This window comes from Arcticibacterium sp. GJ41-1, from assembly GCF_055808875.1.
The window spans coordinates 1561701-1586232 of sequence record NZ_CM147888.1 but is presented as its reverse complement, the minus strand read 5'-3'; the positions used below and the strand labels follow the sequence as shown (position 1 = coordinate 1586232).

Annotated in this window: 23 protein-coding genes; 11 read left to right on the top strand and 12 right to left on the bottom strand. The window is 37.5% G+C overall.

All coding sequences use genetic code 11. The features are described 5' to 3' along the window. Nucleotides 1-2: 2 nt before the first annotated feature. The 8 genes from AC0L6O_RS06310 to AC0L6O_RS06275 all read left to right on the top strand — a co-directional run bounded on the left by AC0L6O_RS06310 (nt 3) and on the right by AC0L6O_RS06275 (nt 7297). Complete coding sequence (locus AC0L6O_RS06310; protein ID WP_473307161.1) at nt 3-728, top strand: siderophore-interacting protein; 726 nt, start codon at nt 3-5, stop codon at nt 726-728. 269 nt (nt 729-997) lie between these two features. Continuing rightward, nucleotides 998-2389, top strand: a complete 1392-nt coding sequence (locus AC0L6O_RS06305) for a fasciclin domain-containing protein (protein WP_473307159.1) — start codon at nt 998-1000, stop codon at nt 2387-2389. Nucleotides 2390-2669: 280 nt separating this feature from the next. Next, nucleotides 2670-3131 (top strand): YceI family protein, encoded by a 462-nt coding sequence (locus AC0L6O_RS06300; RefSeq protein ID WP_473307158.1) that lies wholly within the window; start codon nt 2670-2672, stop codon nt 3129-3131. A 256-nt stretch (nt 3132-3387) separates the two neighbouring features. Next, nucleotides 3388-3834 (top strand): hypothetical protein, encoded by a 447-nt coding sequence (locus AC0L6O_RS06295; RefSeq protein ID WP_473307156.1) that lies wholly within the window; start codon nt 3388-3390, stop codon nt 3832-3834. A 232-nt stretch (nt 3835-4066) separates the two neighbouring features. After that, nucleotides 4067-4507, top strand: a complete 441-nt coding sequence (locus AC0L6O_RS06290; RefSeq protein WP_473307155.1) for a hypothetical protein — start codon at nt 4067-4069, stop codon at nt 4505-4507. Nucleotides 4508-4906: 399 nt separating this feature from the next. Beyond that, nucleotides 4907-5857, top strand: coding sequence for an SDR family oxidoreductase (locus tag AC0L6O_RS06285; RefSeq protein WP_473307153.1), 951 nt, complete (start codon nt 4907-4909; stop codon nt 5855-5857). A gap of 9 nt (nt 5858-5866) precedes the next feature. After that, nucleotides 5867-6778: a helix-turn-helix domain-containing protein gene (locus tag AC0L6O_RS06280; RefSeq protein WP_473307152.1), complete on the top strand. Its 912-nt coding sequence runs from the start codon at nt 5867-5869 to the stop codon at nt 6776-6778. Between the two features lie 3 nt (nt 6779-6781). Beyond that, a complete protein-coding gene (locus tag AC0L6O_RS06275; RefSeq protein WP_473307150.1) occupies nt 6782-7297 on the top strand; it encodes a hypothetical protein in 516 nt (171 codons plus the stop codon). Between the two features lie 129 nt (nt 7298-7426). Here AC0L6O_RS06275 and AC0L6O_RS06270 read toward each other — a convergent pair whose 3' ends face one another. Beyond that, complete coding sequence (locus tag AC0L6O_RS06270) at nt 7427-9787, bottom strand: ATP-dependent helicase (RefSeq protein WP_473307149.1); 2361 nt, start codon at nt 9785-9787, stop codon at nt 7427-7429. Between the two features lie 439 nt (nt 9788-10226). Between AC0L6O_RS06270 and AC0L6O_RS06265 the strand changes: the two genes are divergently transcribed. Both AC0L6O_RS06265 and AC0L6O_RS06260 read left to right on the top strand, forming a co-directional pair. Next, a complete protein-coding gene (locus AC0L6O_RS06265; protein ID WP_473307148.1) occupies nt 10227-12029 on the top strand; it encodes an asparagine synthase-related protein in 1803 nt (600 codons plus the stop codon). Continuing rightward, nucleotides 12002-12655, top strand: coding sequence for a hypothetical protein (locus AC0L6O_RS06260; protein ID WP_473307147.1), 654 nt, complete (start codon nt 12002-12004; stop codon nt 12653-12655). Before AC0L6O_RS06265 ends, AC0L6O_RS06260 begins: the two co-directional genes overlap by 28 nt. Before the next feature lie 718 nt (nt 12656-13373). On the opposite strand, the gene porU2 is transcribed toward AC0L6O_RS06260, so the two are convergent. From porU2 to AC0L6O_RS06220, 8 genes are all read right to left on the bottom strand, one after another. Further along, nucleotides 13374-16568, bottom strand: coding sequence for a putative type IX secretion system sortase PorU2 (gene porU2, locus AC0L6O_RS06255; protein WP_473307145.1), 3195 nt, complete (start codon nt 16566-16568; stop codon nt 13374-13376). A gap of 123 nt (nt 16569-16691) precedes the next feature. Further along, on the bottom strand, nt 16692-18035 hold the full coding sequence (accC, locus tag AC0L6O_RS06250) for an acetyl-CoA carboxylase biotin carboxylase subunit (RefSeq protein WP_473307144.1): 1344 nt from the start codon (nt 18033-18035) through the stop codon (nt 16692-16694). Between the two features lie 21 nt (nt 18036-18056). Beyond that, complete coding sequence (accB, locus tag AC0L6O_RS06245; RefSeq protein WP_473307142.1) at nt 18057-18527, bottom strand: acetyl-CoA carboxylase biotin carboxyl carrier protein; 471 nt, start codon at nt 18525-18527, stop codon at nt 18057-18059. A 90-nt stretch (nt 18528-18617) separates the two neighbouring features. Then, complete coding sequence (gene efp, locus AC0L6O_RS06240; RefSeq protein WP_473307141.1) at nt 18618-19187, bottom strand: elongation factor P; 570 nt, start codon at nt 19185-19187, stop codon at nt 18618-18620. Nucleotides 19188-19210: 23 nt separating this feature from the next. Continuing rightward, nucleotides 19211-20197 carry a beta-ketoacyl-ACP synthase III gene (locus AC0L6O_RS06235; protein WP_473307140.1) on the bottom strand — a complete coding sequence of 329 codons (987 nt, stop codon included), beginning with the start codon at nt 20195-20197 and terminating at the stop codon, nt 19211-19213. 33 nt (nt 20198-20230) lie between these two features. Further along, a complete protein-coding gene (gene plsX / locus AC0L6O_RS06230) occupies nt 20231-21172 on the bottom strand; it encodes a phosphate acyltransferase PlsX (protein ID WP_473307138.1) in 942 nt (313 codons plus the stop codon). A gap of 42 nt (nt 21173-21214) precedes the next feature. Continuing rightward, nucleotides 21215-21400: a 50S ribosomal protein L32 gene (gene rpmF, locus AC0L6O_RS06225; protein ID WP_341226971.1), complete on the bottom strand. Its 186-nt coding sequence runs from the start codon at nt 21398-21400 to the stop codon at nt 21215-21217. A 21-nt stretch (nt 21401-21421) separates the two neighbouring features. Further along, entirely contained in the window at nt 21422-21949 is a 528-nt protein-coding gene (locus AC0L6O_RS06220; RefSeq protein ID WP_473307136.1) for a YceD family protein, read from the bottom strand. A 213-nt stretch (nt 21950-22162) separates the two neighbouring features. On the opposite strand from AC0L6O_RS06220, the gene AC0L6O_RS06215 reads away from it, so the two are divergent. After that, nucleotides 22163-22921: a type III pantothenate kinase gene (locus AC0L6O_RS06215; protein ID WP_473307134.1), complete on the top strand. Its 759-nt coding sequence runs from the start codon at nt 22163-22165 to the stop codon at nt 22919-22921. Here the strand turns inward: AC0L6O_RS06215 and nadD are convergent. From nadD to AC0L6O_RS06200, 3 genes are all read right to left on the bottom strand, one after another. Further along, nucleotides 22918-23490 (bottom strand): nicotinate (nicotinamide) nucleotide adenylyltransferase, encoded by a 573-nt coding sequence (nadD, locus tag AC0L6O_RS06210; RefSeq protein WP_473307133.1) that lies wholly within the window; start codon nt 23488-23490, stop codon nt 22918-22920. The two genes, AC0L6O_RS06215 and nadD, sit on opposite strands and share 4 nt — an antisense overlap. Before the next feature lie 2 nt (nt 23491-23492). Continuing rightward, the gene (gene gmk, locus AC0L6O_RS06205; protein ID WP_473307132.1) at nt 23493-24092 is read right to left on the bottom strand and encodes a guanylate kinase; all 600 of its coding nucleotides are present in this window, start codon (nt 24090-24092) and stop codon (nt 23493-23495) included. An 81-nt stretch (nt 24093-24173) separates the two neighbouring features. Further along, complete coding sequence (locus AC0L6O_RS06200; protein ID WP_473307131.1) at nt 24174-24491, bottom strand: hypothetical protein; 318 nt, start codon at nt 24489-24491, stop codon at nt 24174-24176. Nucleotides 24492-24532: the final 41 nt, after the last annotated feature.

Here is a 24532-nt window from a genome sequence, read left to right as displayed (position 1 = left end):
AAATGGGAATTTTAGATAACCTGGTGAAACGCTTTTTAGAGCAGGCCACCATTATACTTAAAGCTAAACTTTCTGATGCCGCTTATCATATCCGATTACAATCAGAAGGTATTAAATCTGCCGAATTTACGCCTGGCTACTTTTTACGTTTAGGCGTAGGCGTGGGGAATAATGAAGCATCTTTAAAAGACAAAGTGAGAAGCTATACTGTTTGGGATATTGACAAGGCAAATGGTATCTTAGATATTGCGATAGCTACACACAGTAATGGTATTGGTGCCAACTGGGTTAAAAACTGTGCAGTTGGTACTACTGTTTCACTCACTTGGAAGAAAGGGAAGTTTCTTATTGATAATTCTGCCGATAGTTATTTGATGATTGGCGATTTATCGGCTTTATCTCACCTCTATATTATTAACCGTCATTTAAATACAGACAAACAGCTTGAAAGCATTATTTACAGTCAGGCTAAAGCTGAACTATTTCCAGATGTAGATGGCAAAAGTCCTTTCCATTTTTATGAATTGCCACAAAACCCTTATGAAAGCATCATAGAAAAAGTAGCCGAAATATTGCCCAAAATGAATGGCAATAAGATGGTGTACATAGCTGGCGATAGCCGATTATGTGTTGCTTTGAACCAATATTTCAGGAAAGAACTGAACTGGAATAGCACACAAATCAAAACAAAACCTTTCTGGAATCCAGAAAAGAAAGGATTAGAATAAAATAAAAACCTGTCTGAAATAATTATTTCTTAAGACCTTTTCACCGACAAACTACACCTTAGCATTAGGCCTAAATACGGCATTAAACAAGAGAGATACACTTTTTTCTCATTATCCCCTTTCTCATTCCTTGCTGCTGCACCAGCAAACTAAGGCTTGTTCAAATATTCTTTGACAACTATTTGTTTAAACAAAGTGAACTTTAATTAAACAGAAATGATTTACTGTTTAACTATCCTATAATTTTGTTAAACAAAAATCAATTAACGATGAACAGTTTCAAAACCTTAAAAAAATTTGCAGCCATAATATTTTTAGCTGCCGTAGGATTCTCCTGTAACGAAGACGACGAACCCGTGGTCATCTCAGGTCCTCAAACAATTGTAGAAACGGCAGTGGCCGCCCCGAACCTTACGAGCCTAGTGGCAGCCCTTCAAGCCGCCGATGGTAATTTAGTAGGTGTGCTTAGTGGTACAGGACCATTCACCGTTTTGGCTCCTACTAACACCGCCTTTGAAGCATTTTTAAACGCTAAAGGATTTGCCAGCTTAAGCGACGTACCTACAGATGTGTTAAGTCAGATACTTTTAAATCATGTAATTAGCGGAACCGTAAATTCTACCGACCTTGCTTCTGCAGGCTCGGGCTATGCCAAAACAAATGCCGATGGAGCTGGAAATCAAAAAGTAGACATTTTCTTTAACACAGCTAGTGCCGTAACGTTTAACGGTGTTTCAAATGTGGTAACGGCTGATGTAGCTGCTTCTAATGGTGTGGTACACATTGTTGATAATGTAATTGACTTGCCTACTATTGCCACGCATGCCGTAGCTAATCCAGGCTTATCAAGCTTAGTAGGTGCTTTAACAGCAGGCGGAAATACCACCTTCACAGACCTACTTTCAACGCCAGGAAACTTCACAGTATTTGCTCCAGATAATGCTGCTTTTGCAGATTTCACTAATGCCAATAATAATGATTTGACCAGTATCCTTGCCAATCATGTTATAGTGGGGGCTACTGCTCTTTCTACCGATTTGAGTAATACTTATGTAAAAACTGCGGCTACATTTAAAGGAACCGACAGTGCTTTAAGTCTTTACATTAATACGGATGATGGTGTAACTTTAAATGGAATGTCTGATGTGGTAGCAGCAGATATAGTGGCTACTAACGGTGTGGTTCATGTGGTCAATAAAATTATTGACTTACCTACTGTGGTAGACTTTGCTTTGGCAGACCCTAACTTTCAGACGCTGGTAAGTGCTTTGACGCGAAGCGACTTGACCTTTGATTATGTCACTACACTTTCAGGTCAATCTGAATCTTCTGCAGCACCATTTACTGTTTTTGCTCCTATTAACGCAGCTTTTGGAGACCTACTTACAGAGCTAGGAGCTGGTTCATTAGCAGATATTGACGAGCCTACTTTAAGAGCCACACTAAACCAACATGCGGTGGCTGGTGCTAATGTACTTTCGTCGGCACTTACAGATGGCATGACCGTAACTACGCTTGGTGGTGATATAACTGCTAATGTTTCTGGTGGGGCAACCCTCACCGATTCAAACAACAGAGTAAGTAACATAATGGCGGTGGATGTACAAGCTGTGAATGGCGTAATTCATGCCATTGACAAAGTACTTTTACCAACTTTATAAGAGAAGAAATTTGGCCGACAAATTTTTATAAATCTACCTAGAAAAGAAGCCTCTCAATTCATTTTGAGGGGCTTTCTTGTTAATAAGCCTTATTCCGTCCTGAAATAGTTTTGCAAAAAAAGTGTCTTTAAATTAAACTACCGGCTCCTCATTTCTTAAGGTATCTTATTTTTCATGGCAACTTAATAGCCGAATTTTGTCCTATTCTTTTACAAGTTGTAATTGAAATAGATTTTAGAAAAACAGCTACTTTAAATAAGAGCCATTAAACATTAAGAATATGATTATTGATACTTCAAACTCGACCGTAAACTTCGCTATTAAAAAACTATTTTTCCTGACCGTGAACGGCACGCTACCCGAAGTTAAAGGAGAAGTAAAGTTCGATGTAGATACGCTTTCAGAAGCTAGCATAGCATTAAGAATTCCTGTGGCTGGATTAGACACAAAAAATGCAAAAAGAGACGAGCACTTAATGCAGGCAGACTTTTTTGATGTTGAGCAATACCCAGAAATACAGTTTATAGGAAATGCCATCAAAAACGAAAACAAAGCCTTTTTAGTGAAAGGAGACTTAAGTATTGCGGGCAATACAAAGACCGTAGAAATCCCTTTTCAATTCAATAACAACAGAGCCACAGGCAGCTTTAGCCTAAATAGAGCTGACTTTAATTTTGGAAAGATTCCGACTTTTGTAGCAGCAAATATTGTAGACATCAGTTTCGATATTACATTGAAATAAGTCTTAACTAAACAAGACCACACATTCCTAATAAATGCATTCTCTAGCTAATCTTTCAGTATGCTAAGAAAGATGGTGGAGCAAATGCATTTATTCGTGTAATGCTTTTACAGATTTATAGGGTTTATAAAGAGTGATTTGCAAAGTGAGGGTGTAATTTTAGATCATTTTGCTGAGCGTATTTCTTTCAAAATAAATGATACCAAGAATCGTTTGAATAATAGAATCGGCAAAATAGACTAAAATTCCATCTCTTATGAAAGCACTAGTATCTATTCTAATTATTCTCGCTTTTACTTCATGTAAAAAAGAAGAAGAGGAGCCTATTCTTCCTGATAACAGCTATATCAACTTTGAATTAACGGCCGCATCTGATTGGCAAAAAGTGCAAGAGCAAGGTTATGATACCAGTGTGGGATACTTCCAAAAAGATGATTATAAGATTAATTATGACTTCGGCCACTTTGCCTTTGGCAGTTTAGAAAGCATTCAAAATACTTCCGATTTACTGTATTACGAAGAGCTAGAAATAGATGGCAACAAGGCGAAAATTATAGAGAAAAATAATGAAGGTGAGCCTGTTTTATTAGCATACATCATAAAAGAAGATGGAATTAACAAAAACAGACTTTACACTTATAATACATCTAAGCATCAATTATTTATCGACATAGTAAAGAGCCATAAATTTGTGAAGAAATAAACTTATACGAATCACATCTTAAAAGTGGTAAGCTAAACACTTCTCCAAAGGTGGCTCCTCAATTTCAACATTGATATCTTCCCCTACATTAACAGTAATTGCGGGATGTAATGGTTCTGAAAAATCATCTTTTTCAAGTGCTGTTACTGCGAAAAACTCTACTTCCTTTGATTACGACAAGGTCTTTCTTGAATCTTACAAACCCCTACTTGATTCATAATTTCGATATTTAATGGCTCATAATATGGCTAGAAAAGCTCTGGAGGATACTGTAAATAAGTCTATTGCTAATAGGACAGATTTCACATACGAGACAAACTTCAATTCTACCCCACTTCATTGGCCAGAAAAATTCAAAAAAGCTGGGTTTAACTTGAGACTAATATTTTTCTGCTTAAATACAATTGACGAAGCAAAGAGACGTGCTCAAATCAGAGTAGAAAATGGAGGTCATTATGTTCCTGATTCAGAAATTACAGAAAGGTACAAGTTGGGCTATAAGCATCTTAATAAACATTGGCAATTCTTTAATGAAGTCTACCTTTTTGACACAAGTGCTTACAAAGAAAAACCTCGCTTTGTTCTTTCAATTCTCAATAAAAAACTTTCAGAGAAGAAAGATTTCCCAAAATACTTAACCTCACTAATTCCAAGCATCGGTATTTTAGAATAATTCAAATTATTAGCCCATAAAACTTCCCTAAACTTCTAACCTAAATTCTCCTTTTCATACCACTCACATCCGCCACCCCAACCTACCAAAAAACAAATACCTTTAGCTGTACCAAACCACTTCTTAAACTTCACTTATTAAATCTTATACTAAAGCGAAGAATAATTAAAACTTAGGCATTTAGCTTATAATTAGGTAGTTACAGCAAACTAACTAAAACTATCATCCAGGCACAGACAGTATCTTTTAACGTTAACCAAACTCTAGCAGCCTAGATTTTGGCATTTCCTTAATAATCAACCAAAAAGTATACGACATTCGAAAATGCGTATAAGCTGTATGACCTACCATAGACCGACCTTTGTCTTATTCTTTTCAACAATAAAAACATAGGCAATAATGAATACAAATCAGTTTGGTAAAAAAGGTTGGACACCAGATAGAATTGAAAATTTAAAGAGTAAAACTTTCGTCATTACAGGTACCACCAGCGGAACTGGTTTTGAAGCAGCTAAAATTTTACTTTCGAAAGGTGCTAAAGTGGTAATGCTTAATAGAAACCCAAAAAAAGCCGAAGACGCCATTAACATCCTAAAAGAAGAACTAGGAAATGATATAGATGTATTAGCCATAAAAATGGACTTGGCATCACAATCTTCTGTAAAAAAAGCTGCCGAAGAAGTTTTACAAACAGTTTCTCAAATAGATGCACTTATCTGTAATGCGGCCATAGCCCAAGTTCCTAAACAAACACTAACAGTAGATGGCTGGGAAAGCCAAATGGGAACTAACTATTACGGAAATTTTACACTTCAAGCATTGTTATTTCCGCTAATAGAAAAATCTAAAGGCCGAATAGTAACGGTAGGAAGTTTGGGCTATGACATGGGTATCAAAACCATCAAATTTGATGATTTAAACTGGGATAAAGATTACACCCCTAATAACGCCTATAGCCAAAGCAAACTGGCACAGATCATGACTATTTATGAGCTGCAAGATAAATTAGCTACAGCCGGCAAAACAGACGTTAAAGCATATGCCTGTCATCCTGGCTCTTCTAGAACCAACCTTATCAATACAAGTGGTAGTTTTATGATGAAGCTTATCTTTAATCTTATGAAATTATCGCCATTGACACAATCTGCCGAAAAAGGGGCCTACCCACAGTTGATGTGTGCTACAGAACCAAACTTAGACCAAAATGATTTTTACGGCCCTACAGGCAGAAACTTCTGGACTGGCCCAGTAGGAGCTCACAAATTGGAGGCACACGCAAAAGACAAAACTGTAGCTAAAAGACTGTGGGAAGTTTCAGAAAAAGAAACGGGAGTAAAATGGAATATTTAATTTAGAGCTATGCAACACTTTAAAACATTGTCGTCTTATTTAGACTACCTAGAACTTCCTAGCCCTGAGCATCCTATGCTTAGTGTGTTTAATTCAAAAGGCGATGGGTATTTGCCTTGTCCAAGAGAAAGCTCTCCGCCAATTACAAATGACTGCTACTCCATTAGTTTAAAAAAATATGTGGAGGGAGATTTAAACTACGGACGTACAAAATATGATTTCGCCAATGGAGCCTTAATCTTCATTGCACCAAGACAAGTCTTGCAATGGGACAACAGCGTAGTGTTTGAACAAAAAGGATTTTCAATAAACTTTCACGAAGACTTTTTGAAGGGAACCGAATTAGCCCATCAAATAAAGAAATATGGGTTCTTTTCGTATTCGGTAAATGAAGCCTTGCACCTTTCTCCAAAAGAAGAAAAGCAAATAGAATCAATAGTAGAAAACATTGAGATTGAATATCAAAATAATCAAGATGTCTTTAGTAAAGAGATTATTATTTCTCAGCTAAACACCTTGTTAAAATATGCTAATCGTTTTTATGAGAGGCAGTTTTTACATAGAAAAGAAATAGCCAACGATTTATTACAACAATTTAACCTACACCTAAACGGTTATTTTGAGTCAGGACAATTGCAAGAAAAAGGTATTCCAAGCATAGAACAAATTGCCGATAAAATGTCGGTTTCTAAACGTTATTTAAGTGATACCCTGAAAAAAGAAACGGGTAAAACCACCACGGAGCATTTACAATTACTTTTAATTGATGAAGCAAAGAATATTCTATTGCAACCCAGCAAGAGTATTTCAGAAGTGGCCTATGAATTAGGATTTGAGTACCCCCCTTATTTTTCAAGATTATTCAAAAAGAAAGAAGGCATAAGCCCTACCGAATTCAGAGAAAAATATAAATTAAATTAAACAATGGAACTATTAAAACTAGCCACAGAGTGGGCAAAAGCCGAAGTATTCTCAACACGTTTTTTCATCATTTTTGCCCTATTCTTTTTAATTGCAAGCATCGGTTTTTGGCAGTTAGGAAAAACAGATTTAGCCAAGTCATACATTATTCCAACCTTGGTAGCAGGTATACTACTTATGACCATTGGGCTGGGTCTTTTTTATACCAATAAATCTAGAGTCACCCAATTTGAAAAAGCGTTTAATGTAGATACACCTGCCTTTTATCAGTCAGAAATGGAACGAACCGAAAGTACCCTAAAAGAGTACTCCGTGGTATTTAAGGTCATACCAATTCTAATAATCATAGCAGCCTTACTAATTCTTTTTGTTCATGCCCCTCTATGGAGAGCCATTAGCATTACTTCCATTGCTATGTTGATAGTAATTTTACTGGTTGACGGCACTGCACACGGAAGAATGGAAGTTTATCAAAAAGAATTGAAATTGGTGAATTTAGAGGCTGAAATTAATAAGTAAAGCACTCCAAAAAATAGCATCTCTATCTCATCTGCAACTCTCTGGAGCTTTTGGTTTCGGAGTTTTGTTTTTATACCGCTAGCTTGAAATGATAGTAAAGGCTAAAAATTATTAAAAGAGCCAGAACCCCTACTCCACCGCCCTCAACTTAGCAAAGCTAAGCAGAAGCGTTTTCTCACCTACTGTATCAAAAACCACAGTGGCCTTATGGCTATTGCCCATCATATCCATGGCGGTTATTCTTCCAAAGCCAAATTTGGCATGTTCCACTTTTATACCTGCCTTTAACTCAGAAGGGTTACTCGGCACAAAGTTGCTAGAAGGCTTATGCTCCACCTGTGGCACTGCTCTGCTCACAGGTTTTAACTTATTAATTACCTGCTCTCGCTTTGAGGCTGCTGAGGTATTGCTACTTAATGGCCTTGTGGCTGGCATCTTATTGCCAGTATCTGCTTTTGTTCCAGTATTGGTGTTAGACTGAAAAGAGCGTAACACATCACTATCGTTACTAAAATGCTTTACCGTAGGCTTATTTTCCTTTGGCATGTCTAGGTATTCCTCGTCAATTTCTAACAAGAAACGGCTAGGCTCGCAGTAAGTCAGTCGTCCCCAGTTATAGCGGCTTTCGGCATAACTGAGTGTTAGGTCTTGCTCGGCTCTGGTAATGGCCACGTAAAACAGACGGCGTTCTTCTTCTAAATCTGCTCGGTTATTAAGCATCATCTGCGACGGGAAAAGGTTTTCCTCTAAACCCACCACAAAAACGTGCGAAAACTCCAAACCCTTACTCCCATGAATAGTCATCATGGTTACTTTGTCGCTATCGCCATCTTCGTCATCGGCATCTGCAGTACTGTATAAAGACACCGTTTGCAAGAAAGCAGTAAGACTTTTATCTTCCGTTTCGTCACTGTCTACAAACTGCTTTATGGAGTTAAGCAACTCCTGAATATTCTCATACCTCGCTAGCCCTTCCACCGTTTTGTCGGCATAGAGTTCACGTAAAATCCCTGTAGTTTTAGCTATATGCGTGGCTAAACTATGTGCATCTTGGTCTTTTTCCAGTTCTAAAGTATAACTCTGAATTAACTCACCAAAACCTAATAATTTAGGCACCACAGCACCCGTCATAAACTCATTTGCATGACATATCACCTCCCAAAAAGACTTTCCTGACTCGGCAGCGGCCACCATTACTTTGGCTACGGAGGTAGCTCCTATCCCTCTTTTTGGTAAGTTTATAATACGTTTAAATGCTTCTTCGTCTTGCTGATTGACCGTAAAACGGAGATAGGCCAAAAGGTCTTTAATTTCCTTTCTTTGATAGAAAGATAAGCCACCAATTATCCTATACTTGATATTTATCTTTCGCAGAGCTTCCTCAAAAGCCCTCGACTGAGCATTGGTTCTGTAAAGGATTGCAAAGTCTTCGTTTTTTAAACCATTGGTAAGTTTTGAATCAAAAATCTTATTAGCAATGATTCTTCCCTCCTCATTATCAGAAGCGGCTTTTAAAACCTCAATCTTCTTTCCTGAGTCATTATCTGTAAATACATTTTTATCTAGCTGCTCGGTATTCTTTTTAATAAGCGAGTTGGCAGCATTCACAATGTTCTTAGTAGAACGGTAATTCTGCTCCAGTTTCACCGTAACCAGTTCTGGATAATCCTTCTTAAAGTTCAGGATATTCTGAATATTGGCACCACGGAAAGCATAAATACTCTGGGCATCATCACCCACCACACAGATGTTTTGATGCACCGCAGACAGCTTTCTGGTAATCAAATACTGCGACACGTTCGTATCTTGAAACTCGTCTACCAGCACATGCTTAAACTTATGCTGATACTTGTTTAATATATCTAAATGGTCTCTAAAAAGTACATTGGTATTATACAGTAAATCGTCAAAATCCATGGCATTTGCCTGAAAACAACGCAATACGTATGTTCTATAGATTCTCCCTATTTCGGGCATTCTAGCTCCTGCATCTTCCTCTCTAAAAATAGGGCTCTCATTATACATTTCATGCGACACCAAAGAGTTTTTGGCATTCGAAATCCTATTCAAAATAGGCCTAGGCTTATACACCTTATCGTCAAGTCCAAACTCCTTTACAATGGTTTTCACCAGTGATTTGGAGTCGTCAGAATCATAAATAGAAAAGTTAGACGTATAGCCCAATACCTTTCCTTCGTACCTCAAAATTTTAGCAAAAACAGAGTGAAAAGTACCCGACCATAGGTTTCTGGCATTTGGTCCAATGATTTTTTCAATCCTTTTTTTCATCTCTTCGGCGGCCTTATTAGTAAAGGTCAAAGACAAAATATTAAAAGGGTCTACACCTTGCTCAATAAGCCAGGCAATCCTGTAAGTCAAAACACGAGTTTTTCCTGAGCCAGCACCTGCTATTATCATCAGAGGTCCATTAGGATGGACAACGGCTTGCTTTTGAGGCGGATTAAGTTCTTCTAGGTATTTATTATTCACTGCAGTCTAAAAAATGACGAATTACAAAGATAATAATGATTGACGATTCCCGTCATCTGATAAAAATATAAACATCATAATTTCATTATATCAATTCTAGTTCATAAAGTATAAACAAATAGACTAGTCATACGCTATCTTTTTACTCGGCTCGCCTTCCGGCGGGGAGTTCATTTTTTTTCGAAAAAATATGAACAAAAAAAAACAGCACCCTGTAAACTCGCACACTCAAAATCCTAATTATAAATTTGATTTATAACATCATGAGAACGCATTTTGACTGTACTCAAACAGTACAGGGCGATATAAAGAAGTCATATCATATACTTTTCTTACACAGGTGATAATAGTTTAAAATCAATTACCCTAATTATGCAACCAAAGCCAAAACCCATATATTGCATATACATCTTAAAGCATAGATAAAGCTTAAATCAATTTGTCAAAATACCTCCATATACAGCAGTTTAATGGTCCTTTAACGCATCCAGACCTTCAGCCGATGCTTCGCAAACTGGGTTATACCATGCTGGGCAATGGACAATCTTTTCAGCAGTTTGGTCAAAAACCAAAAGTGGTAGACAGGGCAAAAGAAAGTTGGCTTTTAGATATTTACCCCGAAAGAAATTTCTTTAGTATTGACAATCTAGACGAAATAGAAGGCGACTTCTCAGGCCTTTATTTTCATAAAATGAAATATTCGGTAGACCTCTTCCGAGATGTTTTTGGGGTCAAATGCCTTTACTATTATTTCAAAGATGATTTATTAATAGCCTCCAATGAGCTAAGAGCAGTTTTGGCGAGTTTGCCAAAAATGCCCGATATCAACAACAGCGAAATAGCCGCTTATTTTGACCCAAATACCAACGATGACTTCATCAAAGAAAACACCTTCTTTGAAAACATTAAAAGAGTTTTACCCGGTCAAAGATTACACTTTAGAGCAGGACGGATAGAAAGCAGTTTTTTCTGGCAACCAAACTTCAACAGAACAGAAAGCCCAGAAGAGCTAGTGAAAGCATTTAAAAATCGCCTTCAAAAAATCACCTTACAGCGAACCGAAAAGCAAGAAAAAGTTGCAGCCAATTTGAGTGGCGGTTTAGACTCCTCTTCCCTTTGCTCCATCATCAGCAAAAAATCAAACGCTAACCTTAAAGGCATATTCTTTGACAGCGAAGGCTCAGCTTCTTTTGAAAAGAAATATGCGAAAGAAGTCGCAGATTCCGGAGCGTTTAGCATGACCGAAGTGGTATTGACAGAAAACATGTATGATGCCATCAAAAAAATCACACGACTGACTTGTAAACCCGAAAGCATGATTATTCCGTCTGCCATATTTTTACCCATAATGAATGCTGCAGCTTTGCACGGCAGTCAAATCTTGGTTTCGGGACATGGCGGCGATAGTACCGTGGGTTATGGCCACGTGTATTTAAAGAAGTTAATTAGCCAGAACAAGTTCAAAAAAGTAAGAGAAGTACTTTTAAAGAAATGGCTATTAAAAGACGAAAACGATGCCGAGCCTTTTGAGGAATATTTGATTCAGCAAGTTTTTACTCACTCCGCAGCATCAAAACCATTTTTGACATTAAAAATGCTTTTGTCAAATGCTTTTAGCAGGCATATTTTATGGGAAAAGATAAAAAAGAACCTTCAAAAAAAGGCTAAAAACGAGGCTACTATTCCAGCTATTCTAACAGATTTTGATAAGGTCAATACCAAATCAGACGAACTAAGAACTTGGTATAAAAGCGTAAAAGACCCGCATCATTTCAGCTATATCAAAAATAGCTTATTGGGTTTAGGAACGCATTCCATGGAAACTTTAGATGCCGTAGGCAGGCAGTTTGATTTAATTTCTACCTACCCATTTTTAGACAGAGAACTCTTAAGCCTAGCGGCCAATGTTCCGCCAGAAACCAACTTCCAAAATGGCTACTTACGAGGTACGCTTAGAGACGCCATGGAAGGCATTTTACCCGAAAATGTAAGATTAAGAACGCGTAAAGCAGCTTTTAACGACTTTGCTTATAAGAACTTTAAGGCCTTAGAAGAAGCCAGCACACCCATTTTCATGGAACAACATATACTTTGGAAGTACGTTAAAAAGGATGCGTATCAGAAACATTTAGAAAGAATTAAAAACGAAAACATTCCACTTAATGAAAAAGGCGAAGACCTTTGGAAAAGCTTTAAAGTGATATATCTTGGCATATGGTTAAACGAATTTTATACGTCTTAGGCATTTTATTTATTTACGCTTGTAGTGATAATACAGAAAGTGTGCAGTCTGCCAATTACTTACCGTTAGAAGATGGTATGTTTTGGGAATATGAAATAACAAATGTGCAATACTCTCTCACAGAAGCACCTAAGTCAAACACTTCCTTTTTAAAAGAGAAGCTAAGTCAGTTAACTGAAGATGAGTATAAAATAGAACAATACATTAAAGCTAGTCAAAGTGATAACTGGACACTTCAGGCCACAGCTGTTTATAGCGTTAATGCCAATAAACTTATAAGAACAGACAACGGAATTTCTAAAATCGTTTTGTTTACTAATCCGAGTGAAGGAATGTCTTGGAATGAAAATGAATTAAACGGCCTAACCGAGAAAACGCTTTACACAGAAGGCTTAAAAGCGAATTTTCAGAACTACGCAAATACTGTACAGGTGGTAGCAAGAAAGTATTCATCGCTAATTAGTAAAGACTGCATCTACTCCGTGTATGCCAACAAAGTAGGCTTAATCTACCAAGAAAACACCAATATAGAATATTGCCAAGCTTCTTCAGACTGTATTGGTAGTAGTCAAATTGATTCTGGTTTTAGTCATAAAGCCATTTTAATTAATTCTGGAAAAGAATAAAGCCCCGTAGGAACGAAAAATAGGTAAAAATACATCAAACCCTATATCACCATTTGTCATGATTTTGGTTAAAAACACCAAAATCTCGCCAAATTACTAACACTCCCAAATTGTAATGGCGGCTTCCCTTTAATATCTATTCATCTTAAGGCCCTCTAGGGCTTAACTACTCTTTGATATTTACACGGCCATATACATAAGAATAAGTCCGATAGGGACGAAACATCGGTAAAAAGAAAAAGATAAACACCGAAAAAGAGTTCCGTAGAGACGATACATCGGTAAAAATGCACCAAACCCTATATCACCATTTGTCATGATTTTGGTTAAAAACACCAAAATCCCGCCAAATTACTAACACTCCCAAATTGTAATGCCGGCTTCCCTTTAATATCTATTCATCTTAAGCCCCTCCAGGGCTTTATTACTCTTTGATTTTTACACATCTATATACATATAAACCTAGAGTGAAGGAGTCCCATCGGGACGAAACATCATTAGAAAGAAAACGAAAAGGCAATGAAAAGAGTCCCGGTAGGGACGAGACATCGGTAGAAAGAAAAAAAATAAAACACCAAAAAAAGTCCCGTAGGGACGAAACATCAGTAAAAAGAATAAAAGATAAACACCGAAAAAGAGTCCCGTAGGGACGAAATATAGGTAAAAGACCCTCGTCTATCTATCGCCTTTTTGCCAAAAAAAAGACAAAACTTATCGATTAAGGTATCACAAACCTACTGCTCAGCGTTTCCTCTTTTTGTAGCCAAACCAACTCCAATTTCACTGTATAAACTCCAGCTGAAAAGCTTTGAACTCCCAGTGTTTCGGTGTTCTTGCCAACTGTGGGAGTCACCTTTTTGGCATACATTAAACGCCCTTGATTATTATAGACATGAAGCATGCCTTCTTTAGGACTTTCTGGTGACACTAACTGATAAACAACATAGGCTTCATTGCTATTCACCACAGGATTAGGATACGTCACTATGGTACTTTCAGCCTCCTTAGCAGCTACCACAAAACTCGCGGTATAAGTAGCAGCCTGATTCCCAGAAAGGTCTTGTCCTGTTATTTGTAATTGATAATTACCCGGCTGTAAATTTAAAAGAGCATTGGCAATTAATTCATTCCCATTATTAAAATCAACAGAATTCAGGACGACGGACGTTTCCTCACCAGAAGACGAAATCAAATTAACCGTCAAAAGCTCAAACTGCGAATTAGCTAAAGAGTTTTCATCAATTAACTTCACCTCCAAACCAGAAGAAGCGGCGATATAATCACCACTTTCTAAACGCTTGTTATTCACTCTAACCAAAATCAGTGGAGCCACATTATCAGCAACAATCTGTGCAGGGTAAACACTAGAAGTTCCAGCCGCCTGCCAATTGTCAAAAACTAAGCTATAGTCATTATTTGCAAAACTAAGCTCATTTAATCTAGCTGCTGCATTATTAAGTGATAAACCAATTTTGGTAATGCCTGACAGATTCGGAATTTTGAACATTAAAGTGTCTTTTCTACCAATGGCTGGAGTCGGGAAGTCATAACTATTAGACTCCTCCCCTCTTTCTACGATAAGTCTGGTATTAAATACTGTATTCTCATCATACCTTCCATAATTACTTACAACCGCTTTTATGTATATCGAGTCACTTTCATTGATGCTTTTTGAGGAGTCTTCTGAGTTAATTGAAAAACCATCATCGTCCAAAGCAAAATCCGGTGCTTCCATAGCAAACATCTTAATGGCAGGGTCACCCTGCAAAATCATTTGATGCATATTGGCTTTGATAAAAGTATTTCCTTTTAAAACATCTAAATCTCTATTGACAGCCTGTTGAATTTCTCCCAAAGTCAATCCAATAGTCTTTGAATCTACAAATAGCTTATCATAAAGTCTATTTAGATATAATTGGGTTGGTAAAAGGTAACTCCAAAAAGAATTAGCAAAGACCGCGATAGCTCCTTTATTTGGCGTAAGTAACCAATCAGTAGTCAAAGGGTCGTATCGGTAAAAAACATTCCCTACACCACAGCCATTAAAAAACATCAGTGGGTATTTTCCCTTATTATCAAAGTTTCGAGTTACGTCTGAGCAATAACCAATGTTTAGGTCTATTACATTTGCGGAACCGTGCCCTGCAAAAGTTATCATTCCTACACCTTCATTAAGTTCCTCTGAAATATCAATATCTTCTACCTCTTCTAAGCTTTGCTTCCTTGCTGATGAAATATCTGCAGCCCAAAACTTATCCTTTGCTTGCTGTTTAATATTATCCAAGGTTCTGGCCAAAGAGCTTATTTCAAAAGCATCTTTACCTCCTGATAAATGCAGAATATTTTTTTTCCAAGGTTGTCCTCTAGGGGCAGCTTCTGTTTCTTTTACCTTATCGAGGTAAGTCAATATTTGAGCGTTAGTAGTTACATTTAGTCGCCCAGTAGGCATTCCAGCCACATCTTCCGACTCCCCACCCGTACCTGCGGTCAATAAAATATCTGAACCTGGGTAACCGAAAGTAGGCACTAAATCTAAATCCTTGTTTGCTTTAAGTACATCGGGAAAAGAAACTCCACGTCCTAAAAGAAACAGAAATTTAGGAGCTGAACTACCCTGTAAAACTAAATCTGCCATCCGTGTGATAGCAACAGGGCTTCTTAAACCGTAAGTAAATTGATTAAAAAGTTCGGCAGGACTTATCACCAATGTTTTATAAGCTCCACCTTCCGCACTTCCCCTATAGACGGCATACGCCTCAGCTCCTTCTCCTAGACTTTCAGGACTTAGAATAATGTAGTTATAATTACTCCCTATTATTTCCTTGAAATTTATAGCCTCTATTTTATCTACACTTTTTGAACTGGTAGCATAATAATTGACAGCATCTTTTTCCGAAGAAAATACTCCCTCCTTACTTTCATATGTACCAACATTCCACAAGTCTGTTATATTCCAAATGCCATTTTTAACGGGATAATTAAAGCCTGATTGGCTTTTAAAGCTTACCTCACTTTTCACAAAGGCTATTTCACGGGGATAGTAAAAGTCTAAATAGGTTACCGAATACCAGTCAAAATCACCTTGAACTATAGGATAAAAATCTATTGTCAAATCCCCTTCAAAAACCTCGGTAGAAGCAAACTCGATTTCTTTGCTTACTTCTTCAAAGGAATCAAATATTAAGGTATCTGATTGTATAACTCCATTAAGAGCATAAAGTATTTTATGTGGCGTTCTTGAGCGACCGTTTAATTTAAAACTAAGTTTTGGGGCATGATTCGTCCCTTGAAAAAAGCCACTAAGCGGAATATTAAAAGACGAGCTAGAATCAGCACTCATAATAGGACCCGACCAACCCTCACCTGACTCAAAATAACTTTGCTGTAAAACAGGAAGTAAACCAAGGCTATTATTAAAAGAATACTGCTCTTCAAAGGAAATCAACGCTCGCTTTATGTAATAGTTGGCGTTTAGGTTTTCAGAGTAGCCAAGTACCTCCATACGTTTCCCATTGTTTCCCCCTAAGGTCAAAAAATAAGACGATTCGTCAGAGAACAAACTTTGATTTGGATTCATTCTAGCATCTGAAGGTCGATAAACCAAGGCATCTAAATCTCCTTTATTCCGTTCGCCATAAAAAACAATCTTTTCAGACGAACTACCTTCTGCTTCTACCACCTGAATAGCCATTTCTTTACCCATATAAAACAGCTGAACATTAGCTAGATTTACATTAGCATCAAACCCATTAGCCACTAAGTCCTCCACCGGCAACTCATAAACGCCATCAGCAGAAACTGTAATTTTCCAATATTCTTGGTTATAGTTTATCCAGTCATTACCAAACTGGCTTTGACCGAAAGAAGATAAAACAGGAAGTATTAGAAGTAGGAAAGTTTTTCTTAGGTACATAGATTCGTTGAAAGCTTGGTACTAAGATACGAGTATTTCAAAAAAATAGCTTTGTTAGATGTCTAACTTGTGCTTTGGTAAATACATAAACAAAAAAAGAGCCCTTTGGAGGGCTCTTTACTCTTATAAATCAGAGAAATCAAATGTGTCTAAGAAACTGGTAGTAAATATACCCGACTTAAATGTTTCATCCTCCATCAATTTCTGATGGAATGGAATAGTGGTTTTTACACCCTCTATATAAAACTCATCTAAGGCTCGTTTCATTCTCACAATTACCTCTTCGCGGCTTTGTGCAGTCACAATAACCTTTGCTATCATAGAGTCATAATGTGGTGGAATAGTATAACCTACATATACGTGGCTATCTACTCTTACACCATGTCCACCAGGAAAATGCATTGATTTTATAGTCCCAGGGCATGGTCTAAAACCATTCTTTGGGTCTTCCGCATTAATACGGCACTCCATTGAAAATTTCTTTGGCTCATAGTTTTTACCAGAGATAGGAATACCAGCGGCTACTTTTATTTGCTCTTTTATAAGGTCAAAGTCAGTAACTTCTTCCGTAATAGGATGCTCCACTTGGATTCTAGTATTCATTTCCATGAAATAAAAGTCACCATGTTTGTCTACCAAAAACTCAACCGTACCAGCACCTTCGTACTTAATGGCCGTAGCTCCTTTAATGGCAGCTTCTCCCATTTTCTTACGTAATTCAGAATTAACTACAGGAGAAGGCGTTTCTTCCAGAAGCTTTTGATGTCTTCTTTGGATAGAACAATCTCTTTCAGAAAGATGGCAAACTTTACCATAGCTATCTCCTACTATTTGAATCTCAATATGGCGAGGATCTTCTACAAATTTTTCAAGATAAAGGCCGTCATTTCCAAAAGCAGCTCCTGATTCCATTTTGGCATCATCCCACATCTTTTGAAATTCAGAATCCTTTCTGATAATTCTCATTCCTCTTCCACCACCACCTGCCGTAGCTTTCACTATTACAGGATAGCCCATTTTATTGGCAAGAACAATACCTTCTTCTACAGACTCTAAAAGACCATCAGAACCAGGTATTACAGGAACACCAGCTTTTTGCATGGTTTTCTTGGCCGTAGCCTTGTCTCCCATTTGGTTAATTTGTTCTGATGTAGCACCAATGAATTTGATACCGTAATCTTCACAAATTTTCGAGAATTCCGCATTCTCAGAAAGGAAACCATAACCTGGATGAATAGCATCCGCGTTAGTAATTTCTGCTGCTGAAAGGATGTTTGGAATACTTAAATATGATTTGGCACTTTGAGGAGGCCCAATACAAACCGCTTCGTCAGCAAATCTCACATGCAAACTATCTCTGTCTGCCGTAGAATAAACTGCCACAGTTTTAATGCCCATCTCACGACAGGTCCTCATTATCCTAAGGGCTATTTCTCCTCTATTGGCTATTAATAATTTCTTAAACATAGATATTATTTTAATAGAACATTAAGAAGGGTCAACTAAGAATAGTGGCTGGTCAAACTCTACAGGAGTAGCGTCATCCACTAATACTTTTACAATTTTTCCGGTAACTTCAGCTTCAATCTCATTGAAAAGCTTCATTGCCTCTACTATACAGATAACATCACCCTCTGCCATGTTATCACCTATTTCTTTAAAATTTGGTTTTCCAGGGCCGGCTGAACGGTAAAAAGTCCCAATCATAGGAGATTTCACTTCAATCAGACCTGCATTGGCATCTACTGCCGGTGCAGCGGCTGCTTCTGGTGCGGCTGCCGCAGGGGCTGCAGCTGGTAATGCGGCTGGAGCTGGTGCGGCTACTAACTGCGTTGTTTGTACCGTTGCTCCTGTATTTCTTTTGATATGTAATTTCAATTCGGAAGTTTCGATATTCACTTCATCCAAATCCGATTTTGAAATATAATCTATTAGTTTCTGAATCTCTTTTGTCTCCATTTCTGTGAAAAGGTATTTTTTGAGTGTTACAAATGTAAAAAGAAAAAGATATCGTCAAAATTAGGAAAATCGCCCGAATAGGCGATTTCTCTAGTTTTCTTTGACGCGTGAGTCATACTCGTAGGTCCCAGTATTGACTTTAATTAATTCGTCGTTTTCAATAAAAAGAGGCACTTTAATAGTAGCACCTGTTTCCACCTCTGCAGGTTTCATTGGGCTGTTAGCAGTATCGCCTTTAAGACCTGGCTCTGTGTAACTTACCCTTAATTCTACATACATAGGAAGTTCTACCATTAAAGGTGTTTCTTCTTCTGCATGAATTAAAATGTCTACATTCTCCCCTTCTTTCAAAAGGTCGTTTGAAGGCACCATATCAGCAGGTAGATTTATCTGCTCAAAAGTCTCTGTATTCATAAAGTGAAAACCCATGTCGTCACTATAAATAAATTGATGCTTTCTTCTTTCAACCCTTGCTGTTACTACAGAAACACCTGCCGTAAAAGTATTGTCTAATACTTTACCAGTTCTGATGTTTTTAAGTTTAGTTCTTACGAAAGCAGGGCCTTTCCCCGGTTTAACGTGCTGAAATTCAGTAATAATACAAAGACCGTTATTGTATTCTATTACCAGTCCGTTTCTAAAATCTGACGTAGTAGCCATATTATAATATTATTTATTTCAATTTAATAAGCCCATTTGATATAGACCGAGCCCCAAGTAAACCCTCCACCAAAAGCTGCTAAAACTATATTGTCACCTTTCTTAAGTTTTGACTCAAAATCAAAAAGACATAAAGGAATAGTAGCTGCGGTAGTGTTTCCGTATCGGTCAATATTCATCATGACTTTTTCAGAACCTATATCCATTCTTCTGGCAGTAGCGTCTATAATTCTCTTATTGGCCTGATGAGGCACTAAAAAAGCTATATCGTCACCAGTTAAATTATTATCTTTCATTATTTCGGCAGCGGCATCAGCCATTTTGGTGACAGCAAATTTAAATACTGCTTGTCCCTCTTGACGAATATAATGTAAATCTTGGGCTACACTCTCTAAAGAGGCTGGAATTTTACTTCCACCACCTTTCATTATCAAATGATTTTCGCCTGTACCGTCAGAATGTAGTTTAAAATCCAATATGCCTTCACCATCTTCATTTGGTTCTAACATAACTGCTCCTGCACCATCTCCAAACAGTATACAGGTAGTACGATCTTTCCAATCGACAATAGCCGACATCTTATCAGCACCTACCACAATAACTTTCTTGTATTTTCCAGTTTCAATGAACTGGCTACCCGTAGAAAGGGCATATATAAAGCCCGAGCAAGCAGCCATGATATCAAAACTACCAATAGAGCCAATGCCCGTTTGTGTACAAACTAAATTAGCTGTAGATGGGAAAAAGTAATCTGGCGTAACCGTAGCTACAATAACCAAATCAACTTCAGAAGCGTCTGTATTAGTTTTTTTCAGGAGTCCTCTAACAGCTTCTGCTGCCATGTATGAGGTTCCTAAACCTTCTCCCTTTAAAATTCTTCTTTCTTTGATTCCTGTTCTACTAACAATCCATTCATCGTTAGTGTCAACCAATTTTTCTAAGTCAGCATTGGTCAGAACATCTTCTGGAAGGTAACCATGTACCCCCGTAATTGCGGCTTTCAAGCTCATAAAAGATTTTAGGTTCTTTTGATTAATAGCAGATTAGTCTCCGAAGACTTCTGCAATTTTAGCATTTACTCCGGATTCTACCTGCCTTTGAGCAAGTAAAATCATATTTTTTATTGCCACCGGCGAAGAAATACCGTGTGCTACAATAACATTCCCTTTCACTCCAATAATAGGGCTCCCACCTACTACTTCATAATTCATTCTGTCAATAAGAGGGTCTTTTATATTTTTACTATTAGCGTATTCATAAAATGATTCGCCCATTTTAAAAATCACATTTCCAGTAAAACCTTCCGTAACTACTACGTCGGCCACACCTTCAAAAAGATCTCTACCCTCAATATTACCAACAAAATTAATCTTATCGTTTACCTTAAGTAATTGATGCGTAGCTAATGCTACAGCAGAACCCTTGGTTTCCTCTTCTCCTATATTAAGAAGAGCCACCTTAGGACTTTCAATCCCAAAATAGAGTTTTGCATAAAGAGAACCAAGCTCAGCAAACTGCACCAAAACTTCTGGTTTACAGTCGGCATTGGCACCAATATCTAACATCAAACTTGACTTACCATCCTTCATAGGAAAAAAACCAGCTATAGGTGGTCTTTGGATGTTTCCGTAAGTTTTTAAGATAAAAAGTGAGTTCACCATCATAGCTCCAGTATTACCGGCACTACATATGGCGTCAACTTGCCCAGCTTTTAAAAGCTTAAACCCAACACTAATACTAGAGTTGGGTTTCTGTGAAAAGGCTTTTGTAGGATGCTCATGCATCTCCACAACATCCTGAGCATGCTGTATAATAATTCTATCATCAGAAACACCTCTTTCATTAAGTGCTGCTGAAATTTCATCTTCTCTGCCTACCAAAGTCAACTTAACAGAAGATGGAAGTTCTGACAAAGCCAAAAGTACGCCTTCGATGGCAACTTTTGGGGCATAGTCTCCTCCCATTACGTCTACTGCAATATTCATTTGGTTAGCGAGCCCTGAAGTAGTTAAGAAACTGATAAGATATTACTTATAGTCTTCTGCCACCAATTTACCTTTGTAAAAAAGGTTGCCTTCATAAACGTGAGCACGGTGACGTACATGAATTTCACCTGTAGTAGCATCTACAGACAAAGTCTTTGTTGCCAAGTTATCATGCGTTCTACGCTTATCTCTTCTCGTTTTCGAAATTTTTCGTTTCGGATGTGCCATTACTTACCTATTTAATAAAACTTATAAATCTTTTTTCAAACTTTGAAGTGCTGCCCACCTTGGGTCAATCGCTTCGCTTTTGGGAGTATCTTCTTTTTCTTCAGAATCAGAAAAAACAAACCCGCCCTCATCATCATCGCTTCTTAAGCTCGGATGAAGCCTTTTCATTGGCAAGGCTAAACCAATATACTCAAAGATGTTTCTAGCCAGATTAATTTCGGCAGTTCCAAATGGAATCACTTCCATATCTTCAGATACTACTTCATAATCGTCACCAAATTTATACACGTATTTCTCGTATATTTCAAATGGCTCTTCAAACTCCTCTAAGCTTCTATCACATACTAAGGTTAAAGAACCCGTTATATGTAAGTCTAGCCTAATCATTGTCAAAGACTTGTCAAGCTTTACATCAGCTTTAAAGTTCCCTTTTTCAATGAGTTCTTGCTCAAAAGACTCAAAAAAGGCATCATCTCCCTCAAAGTCAAATTCATGTCTTTTATTCTCAAGACCTTGAATATTTATCTGATATTTTGAATGCTCTTTCATTTCCTCGTTCTCAACAAGGCTGCAAAGGTACAACCTTTTTTAATTAAAGGGAAATTTTGATAATATATTTCTAACTAACCAAAGCCCCTTCCCTTCCCTTTCTAAACACAATGTAATAAACTAAAGTGCCCCAGCCAAAAGTTTGTCGACGAAGTGTGGGTTATTTTTATTCTGATTTAATGCTTAATTTTCACAAAAAAAACTAACCTGTCTATGCTTGTAGCAGATATTGGCAATACCGACATTCTTTTTGGGATATTTGAAGGCGACCACCTAAAACATACTTATCGGATTCCTTCTAAAAAAGATGAAGGAACTATGTTCTTTGAATATGGTTTGCATAATTTCTTTTTGGAAAATAATATTTCAGCCAGCCAATTCCAGAAAACCGTCTTAAGCAGCGTAGTACCAGAGTTAACTCATCTTATTGAAGATATTTTAAACAGATTAAGTACTGCCAAAACTATTGTGGTAAAGCCGGGGATTCATCCTGAAGTTTCTGTCGATATTGAAAACCCAGATGAACTTGGTTCAGATTTATATTGCAATGCCGTTTCTGCTTTTAAAAGTTCGCAGTCTGCTTGTATTGTGGTTGATTTCGGCACCGCACTTACTTTTACCGCTGTAAGTAATAAAGGGGAAGTGCTGGGAGTAGCCATTACACCCGGCCTTAAAACCGCCGTGCATGCCTTATTTTCTAAAACTTCACAGCTGCCAGAAGTTCCTTTAGAATTGCCGGAGAAAGCGATTGGTAGAAATACATTAAAATCTATACAGTCGGGTGTTTTGTATGGCTATGAAGGATTAGTCAGAAATTTACTGATACACTTTAAAAAGGAAATAGGCACGCCATGTAAAGTATTTGCCACAGGTGGCTTATCTTCTATATTAAAGGGATTGCAATCGGAGTTTGATGATGTAGATATTAATTTGACGCTAAAAGGCTTGAAAGTAATTGGCGAGGAAGTTTAGGCGTAAAAACCTTTCCAAGCGATGTATTCTTCCACTTCTTCTTTCACCATATACTTAATGGACTGCCCATTTTTAATACATTTTCTGATAAAAGTGGCAGAAATATCTAAAAGTGGTGCTTCTACAAAAGAAACCGCTGGGTGGTCTTTGAAATTATGCGGTGCGGTATTAGGTCTTTCGTAAACGTATAGTTTATAATACGCTAAAATCTTATCGTAATTTTTCCATTTCTCAAACTGTACCAAATTATCCTCTCCCATAATAAGCACAAATTCATGCTGTGGGTACTTTTCAGCTAAAACAGTTAGTGTGTCAATGGTATAGCTCGGCTTGGGCAAATTAAACTCCACATCAGACACCCTAAGTTTAGGGTTATCGGCAATGGCTTTTTCCACCATAGTCAGCCTGTCAAACTCGTGAAGTAGGCCCTTATTTTTCTTGAAAGGGTTTTGAGGAGAAATTATATACCAGACCTCACCCAAATCTGTATGGGTAGCCATGGTGTTTCCAATAATCAAATGCCCTAAATGAATAGGATTAAAAGAACCGAAAAACAGACCTATTTTCATTCTTAAACTCTTAGTGGTTGTTCATCCAGCACTAAATCACCACTTTTAAAATCGGCGTAAAGCTTTTCTGCTTTCTTTTGAGAAGATTCTAGTTCATCATTAAGCAGTACTACATCAAATTTGTCTTGAAAAGTCATTTCAAATTTGACTTTGTATAACCTTTTTGACAGGCTCTCTTCTGTTTCAGTACCTCTTTGACGAAGTCTTTGCTCCAAAACCTCCTGAGATGGCACTTTGACAAAAATAGCTAGGGCCTTTTCACCAAAATACTTTTTGAGCTGTAAGCCCCCTTTTACATCTACATCAAAAATTACGTTTTTGCCTTCGGCCCAAAGTCTTTCTATCTCTGTTTTTAACGTACCGTAATAGCCTCCCGGGTAAACCTCCTCCCACTCCACAAATTTATCTGCCTCTATACTGGTTCTAAATTCGTCAATAGTTAAGAAGTAGTAATCTTGTCCGTGTACTTCATTTCTTCCTCTCTTGTCTCTAGTACAGGCAGATATAGAAAACCCCAAATCATTATTATTAGCAATTAGATGCTTTACTAATGTAGTTTTTCCAGATCCAGAAGGTGCACAGAATATGATGGCTTTGCCCATTGAAATATTTTTGGTTGCACAAAAATAAAAAATCCACTGAAAATCATTCCAGTGGATGCCGTTATACTTTAGTAAACTATTTTAAAAAACAGCTTGAATAACTTTTATTTGAAGTATTGCAATTGCTATAATCATGGTAGCAAAGCCTAGCTTCTCTCTGATAGATGAAACTGTAGCTTTAGGACAGCATTTTTTCTCCAATTTGACGCTAAGAGCCTCTTTAATACTCTTCTGGAGCTCATGCCCTTCAATGCATGGCAGGCATGTATCCATTTCGTTTTTAAAATGCTCCACTTCTTCCTTAGAAGCCGAACCATCTAAAACCGCCTGAATCATCTCCATACATCGCTCATGGTTTTGGCAATTATGTTTTACTTCAGAAATTTTCTCCTCACTCATCTCAAAAATTGATTTTATAATACTTTTTAGTCAATGGAATA